Origin of the sequence: Dietzia sp. HMSC21D01, assembly GCF_001815995.1 — a bacterium.
GTDB lineage: Bacteria > Actinomycetota > Actinomycetes > Mycobacteriales > Mycobacteriaceae > Dietzia > Dietzia cinnamea.
This window is the reverse complement of record NZ_KV824092.1, coordinates 1-5,225: the sequence shown is the minus strand read 5'-3', so window position 1 is coordinate 5,225 and position 5,225 is coordinate 1. Positions and strand designations below refer to the sequence as shown.

Genomic DNA, 5,225 nt, shown 5'->3' with positions numbered 1-5,225 from the left:
GGCGCATCGCCGCCGAGTAAGGGCAGCCCGGCCGCCACAGCACCACGACCGCGTGCCCGGCGGAGGCCAGGGCGCGCACGGCCTGCAACGACTCGTGCCCCGTGGCGCGCAGCGGCGAGTTCCACAGCGCCACGAACAGCGTCCCGACGAGGACCACGGCCGCCAGCAGCGCACCGTGGCCGAAGCCGACGAGTGTCCACGCGATCGCACAGCCCAGCGCCATGACGGCGGCGGGGCCGAACCAGCGGCCGGGGACGAGCTCCCGCCCGGCCCGTGCGAAGGGGTGGGTCACGCGCACGACCATACGCCCCTCGTTTCGGTGCGTGGGGCCCGCTTCCCCAGAATTGTGATCTGGCAACGACTCTGTTCTCAGGCCCGGGGCAGCGGTCCCGGTTCGCGTTCCGCCCACCGGCGGACGAGCATCTCGGCGTAGACCGCCCCGACCGCCTCCTCCGAATACCTGTCGCTCTTCCGGCCCGTCTGCTCCCGCACCACGTCAGCGCGCACCACGTCCGAGCGCCGCACCCTCGCGCGCAGCAGAGAGTCGCCTGTTCGGCGCGACGGCGCCGCGTCGTAGCCGGAGGCCTCCCGGTAGGCCGCGAGAAGGACGACGGCGAGATCCCAGCCCCCGACGCGAGCCGCCTGACCTTTGTGAGCCTCGTCACCCCAGAGGAAGATGAGCGCGCCGTGCGTCTCCACCACGACGGGCGGGCCCCGCGTCGGCGGACCGGCGGCTGCGGAAGCGTCCATGCGCCCGGCCCAGGCAGGCATGACGCGCGACACACCGATCGCGCAGATGCCGCGTGGGAAGCAAAAAGTGTCCCGGTGACCGAGTTGTTACCTCAAGGGACGCTCAGGTTGTCGACCTCTTGCGGAACTCCCGTGCGCTTGTAGGGTCGCCGACGCACCCCGCTCCGACCGGGGTGTCCGCGATGAGATTCATCGGGGTCGATGCAGATCGGAGAGTTCCTCTATGACGAACACCCACCGCAAGACCACCAACCGCACCACCGCGAAGATCGCCGCCGTCGGCGCGTTCGGCATCGGTGCCGCCATCGCGTTCCCGGGCCTCGCCGCCGCGGAGGACGCCGGCACCCCCACGGATCCCACCGCCAGCCTGGCCGAGGCCACCGGCGAGGACGGCAGCCTCGAGGGCGCCCTCGGCACGGACATCGGTGTCGATCTGGGCAGCCTGAGCTTCAACCTCAACCTCGACGCCGAGACGCCCAACCCGGGCTCGATCGAGTTCGGCAGCCTCGGGGTCTCCCCGAACACCGGCAGCGACGCCATCGACGGCGGCGGCCCTGCCGCGGACTCCGGCTCCGCCGGCGAGGCCGATGACACCGCCAACGATGAGACCACCCCCGGTTCGCTCGGCTCGGGCGATGAGTCCACGGACGACACCGCGGCCACCGACGACGAGTCCGGGACCGGCTCGCTGAGCGGCTCGCTCGCCGGCCTGAGCTCCGGCGCCGAGGATGACGCCGCCGACGAGACCGGCGAGGCCGGCGTCACCGCCGACGTCGGCCTCGCCGCCGGCTCGCTGGGCTGATAGCCCCCGGCTGAGACACGCGGCGCAGCGGATGCGCCTTCCTGGCCCGGGATCGCGACCCTCCCCCGTCGCGACCCCGGGCCGTCGTGTGTCGCCGGACACTCATAGGGGATGATGCAGGCGTGACGATCGTCGTGGCCTGCGGGGCCTTCAAGGGCTCACTCACCGCTATCGAGGCGTGCCGTCACGCGGCGGAGGGCGCTCGGCGGGCGCACCCCGAGATCGACGTGGTCGAGCGCCCGGTCGCCGACGGCGGGGGCGGCAGCCTGGAGGTGATGGTCGCCGGCGGCGCGCGCCCCGTGCCCGTCACCGTGTCCGGGCCCACGGGCGAGACGGTGGAGACGTCCTTCGCCGCCATCGATCCGGACACCGCGTTCGTCGAGATGGCCGACGCCTGCGGCCTGCTCCGCCTGCCCGGCGGGGAGCCGCGTCCCCTGGAGGCGTCGAGCCGCGGGGTCGGCGAGGTCATGCTGGCCGCGCTCCGATCCGGCCGCGGCAACATCCACCTGGGCATCGGCGGCAGCGCCTCCACCGACGGCGGCACCGGGATGCTCTCCGCCCTGGGCGCGCGGTTCCTCGACGCCTCCGGCGCCGAGCTGCCCGACGGCGGCGGCGCGTTGATCCACCTGGACCGCGTGGACCTCGACGGTCTCGACCCGGCCGTCCGGGTCGCCAGGATCCTCGTGGCCTGCGACGTCGACAACCCGCTGCTCGGGCCCCTCGGCGCGGCCCGCGTCTACGGCCCGCAGAAGGGCGCCACCGACGAACAGCTGGACGAGCTCGAGGCCGGCCTCGCCCGGCTCGTCGAGGTCCTGCGCGCCCAGGGGCTCGACGTGGACCCCGACGCCCCGGGCTCCGGCGCTGCCGGCGGTGTGGGCTTCGCCGCCCGCGAGCTGCTCGGCGCCTCCCTGGATCCCGGCTTCGAGGTGCTGGGCACGCTCACCGGCCTGGAGGACATGCTCTCCGCCGCCGACCTCGTGGTGACCGGCGAGGGGCGACTGGACGACCAGACCATGCACGGCAAGACCCCGATGGGCGTGGCCGCCCTCTGCCGGTCACACGCGGTGCCGGTGGTCGCGGTCTGCGGCCGCCTGGATCTCGAGGCCGACCGGGTCGCCGAGGCCGGGTTCGCCGCCGCCGCCGCCTTGACCGAACGCGAGCCGGACCTCGAGCGGTCGATCGCCAACGCGGGCCCGCTGCTCGAAGACGTCGCCGCCGACGCCATCTCGCGCATCCTGCCCTGATGCCAGCGGCGCCCGGTCGGCATGATGGGGGCAGCCCCCGGCCCACCACCCCGCCCCCTTGGAGGTCGACATGCGCAAATGGCTCCTCGGAGCGCCACTGGCCGCTCTCGCCGCGGTCGCGGCCACCGATCTGCGCCAGACCCGCTACCCGGTCCTGCGGACCTTCCCCGTCCTCGGCCACGCCCGGATGGCGCTGACCGCCATCGGCCCCGAGCTTCGGCAGTACATCGTCGCGGGAAACGACGAAGAACGCCCGTTCACCCGCGACCAGCGCGACTGGGTGTACGAGTCCGCCGAGGCCCGGGCGACCACGTTCGGCTTCGGCACGGACAACGACATCGAGTTCCTCGAGGGCTACCCGATCGTCAAACAGCGCACCTTCAGCGACGTCACGCTGTCAGCCCGGCCGCACGCCGGGCAGCAACTCCCGCTCCCTCCCGCCAAGGTGCTCGGCGCAGCCCGGGGTCGCGCCCGTGCGTACCGACCGGAGTCGCTGGTCAGCATCTCGGCGATGAGCTACGGTGCGCTCTCCGCCCCGGCGGTGGAGTCGCTCAACCGCGGCGCCGCCCTCTCGGGGGCCCTGCACAACACCGGTGAGGGCGGGCTGAGCCCGTACCACCAGAACGGCGCTGACCTGGTCTTCCAGATCGGAACCGCGTATTTCGGGGTCCGGGACGACGACGGCCGCTTCGACATCGACAAGCTGGTGGCCCTCGCCGAGAAGCACCCGATCCGGGCCATCGAGATCAAGCTCAGCCAGGGCGCCAAACCGGGGCTCGGCGGGCTCCTGCCGGCAGCCAAGATCACCGAGGAGGTCGCCGCGATCCGCGGGATCCCGCTGGGCGAGGACTGCGCGAGCCCCTCCCGCCACACCGCGTTCCACGACGTCGACTCGATGCTGGACCTGGTGGAGGAGATCGCGGACCGCACCGGACTACCCGTCGGCATCAAATCGGCGGTCGGCAACATGGGCTTCTGGGAGGATCTCGCCACCGCGATGGTCCCGCGCGACCGTGGCGTCGACTTCATCACGATCGACGGCGGAGAGGGCGGTACCGGAGCGGGCCCGCTCGTGTTCACCGATGCCGTGTCCCTGCCCTTCCGCCTGGGCTTCCCGCGCGTCTACTCGGTCTTCGCCGAGGCCGGGCTGGCCGACGACGTCATGTTCATCGGGTCCGGCAAGTTGGGTATCCCGGAGAACGCGGTGGTCGCGCTGGCGCTGGGAGTCGACATGATCAACGTGGCCCGCGAGCCGATGCTGTCGGTGGGGTGCATCCAGGCGCAGAAATGTCACACCGGCGGATGCCCTACGGGGGTCGCCACCCAGAATCCCTGGCTGGTCCGCGGTGTCGATCCCACGACGATGGCGGTGCGGTGTTCGAACTACATCCGGTCACTGCGCCGCGAGCTCGTCAAGGTCGCCGGCGCGGTCGGGGTCCCGCATCCCGGCCTCATCGGGCCGACCGACGTCGAGCTCGCCCGCGGGACCCGGGACGCGCACACGCTGGCCGACGTCTACGGGTACCGGGACGGCTGGGGACTGCCGGGCGAGGACGATGCCCGCGCCATCACCGAGTTCATGGTCGCCTCCGGCGTCGCGGAGTACACGACCGCGGTCACGCCACCCGGCATCGGTCCGCGCGACTGACCGACCGTGCGCGACTGACACCGACCGCACCAGCGGCCGGCCGGGGTCGCGGCGCCGCTCAGCTCTCGGACACGCCCGCGCGCAGGAGCCCCAGCTCGCGGTTGAGGTTGGCGTGGGCCTTCTTCTCCCACAGATCGCGGCCCGCCCGCGTGAGGAACACCGAGCGACGGTCGAGCAACCCCTCCAACGCGCCGATCCGCCCGGCCACGAACCGCTCGCCCGGCACGTGGGCGTACTCGTGGCGGACGTCGCGGGCGTAGGTGTCATACGTCTCGGGGTCGGCGCCGAGCACGGCGAGGTCGGCGTCGGAGAGGGCCGCGCCGTTGAGGTCCCCCGGCTCGACGCGGTGCCCGCCCATGAGGCGGACCAGCCGCGCGACCTCGGCGGCCGGAGCGGAGGGGTCGAGAACGCGCTCGGCCAGCGCCGCGGACTTCTCGGTGTTCTCCGAGCCGGCGGGGTCGAACACCGCGGCGTGTAGCCAGGCGGCCAGGCGGACCTCGGTGCCGTCGAACGACTCCCCGTCGGCCTCGAGCGCGTCGATCGCCCGCAGGACGGCCCGCAGGTGCGTCTCGTTGTGGTACCGCCGCTGCGGCTCGTTCCAGCGTCGCAGCAGGTCAGCACGCAGCTCGGCGGTGAGGAACTCGACGGTGGCGTCGAGGGGGTCAGCGGAGGCCGTGCGGTCCGTGTCCATGGTCGGACTCTACCGCCGTGGCCGCTCCGGGCAGGCCGGATCGGCCGGTCCCGGCCGTGGACGCCGGCCCGCCCCTACGCCCCCGGGCCC

5 protein-coding genes and 1 pseudogene are annotated in these 5,225 nt (G+C 73.2%); 3 read left to right on the top strand and 3 right to left on the bottom strand.

Going from position 1 to position 5,225, the window contains the following annotated elements:
* Together HMPREF3086_RS15400 and HMPREF3086_RS15395 are read right to left on the bottom strand one after the other, a co-directional pair.
* Nucleotides 1-292: pseudogene (locus HMPREF3086_RS15400) on the bottom strand (hypothetical protein); the annotation flags it as partial.
* Between the two features lie 77 nt (nt 293-369).
* On the bottom strand, nt 370-750 hold the full coding sequence (locus tag HMPREF3086_RS15395; RefSeq protein ID WP_141764122.1) for a hypothetical protein: 381 nt from the start codon (nt 748-750) through the stop codon (nt 370-372).
* A gap of 223 nt (nt 751-973) precedes the next feature.
* Here HMPREF3086_RS15395 and HMPREF3086_RS15390 point away from each other — a divergent pair, with 223 nt between their 5' ends.
* From HMPREF3086_RS15390 to HMPREF3086_RS15380, 3 genes are all read left to right on the top strand, one after another.
* Entirely contained in the window at nt 974-1,552 is a 579-nt protein-coding gene (locus tag HMPREF3086_RS15390; protein ID WP_070722780.1) for a hypothetical protein, read from the top strand.
* Nucleotides 1,553-1,674: 122 nt separating this feature from the next.
* On the top strand, nt 1,675-2,796 hold the full coding sequence (locus HMPREF3086_RS15385; protein WP_070722778.1) for a glycerate kinase: 1,122 nt from the start codon (nt 1,675-1,677) through the stop codon (nt 2,794-2,796).
* Nucleotides 2,797-2,866: 70 nt separating this feature from the next.
* Nucleotides 2,867-4,444 carry an FMN-binding glutamate synthase family protein gene (locus HMPREF3086_RS15380; protein WP_070722785.1) on the top strand — a complete coding sequence of 526 codons (1,578 nt, stop codon included), beginning with the start codon at nt 2,867-2,869 and terminating at the stop codon, nt 4,442-4,444.
* 58 nt (nt 4,445-4,502) lie between these two features.
* On the opposite strand, the gene HMPREF3086_RS15375 is transcribed toward HMPREF3086_RS15380, so the two are convergent.
* Complete coding sequence (locus HMPREF3086_RS15375; RefSeq protein WP_070722775.1) at nt 4,503-5,135, bottom strand: HD domain-containing protein; 633 nt, start codon at nt 5,133-5,135, stop codon at nt 4,503-4,505.
* Between the last annotated feature and the right edge of the window lie 90 nt (nt 5,136-5,225).

Coding starts and splice junctions, on each gene's coding strand:
- HMPREF3086_RS15380 (WP_070722785.1), top strand. CDS start 2,867: ATGCGCAAATGGCTCCTCGGAGCGCCACTGGCCGCTCTCGCCGCGGTC.
- HMPREF3086_RS15390 (WP_070722780.1), top strand. CDS start 974: ATGACGAACACCCACCGCAAGACCACCAACCGCACCACCGCGAAGATC.
- HMPREF3086_RS15375 (WP_070722775.1), bottom strand. CDS start 5,135: ATGGACACGGACCGCACGGCCTCCGCTGACCCCCTCGACGCCACCGTC.
- HMPREF3086_RS15395 (WP_141764122.1), bottom strand. CDS start 750: ATGGACGCTTCCGCAGCCGCCGGTCCGCCGACGCGGGGCCCGCCCGTC.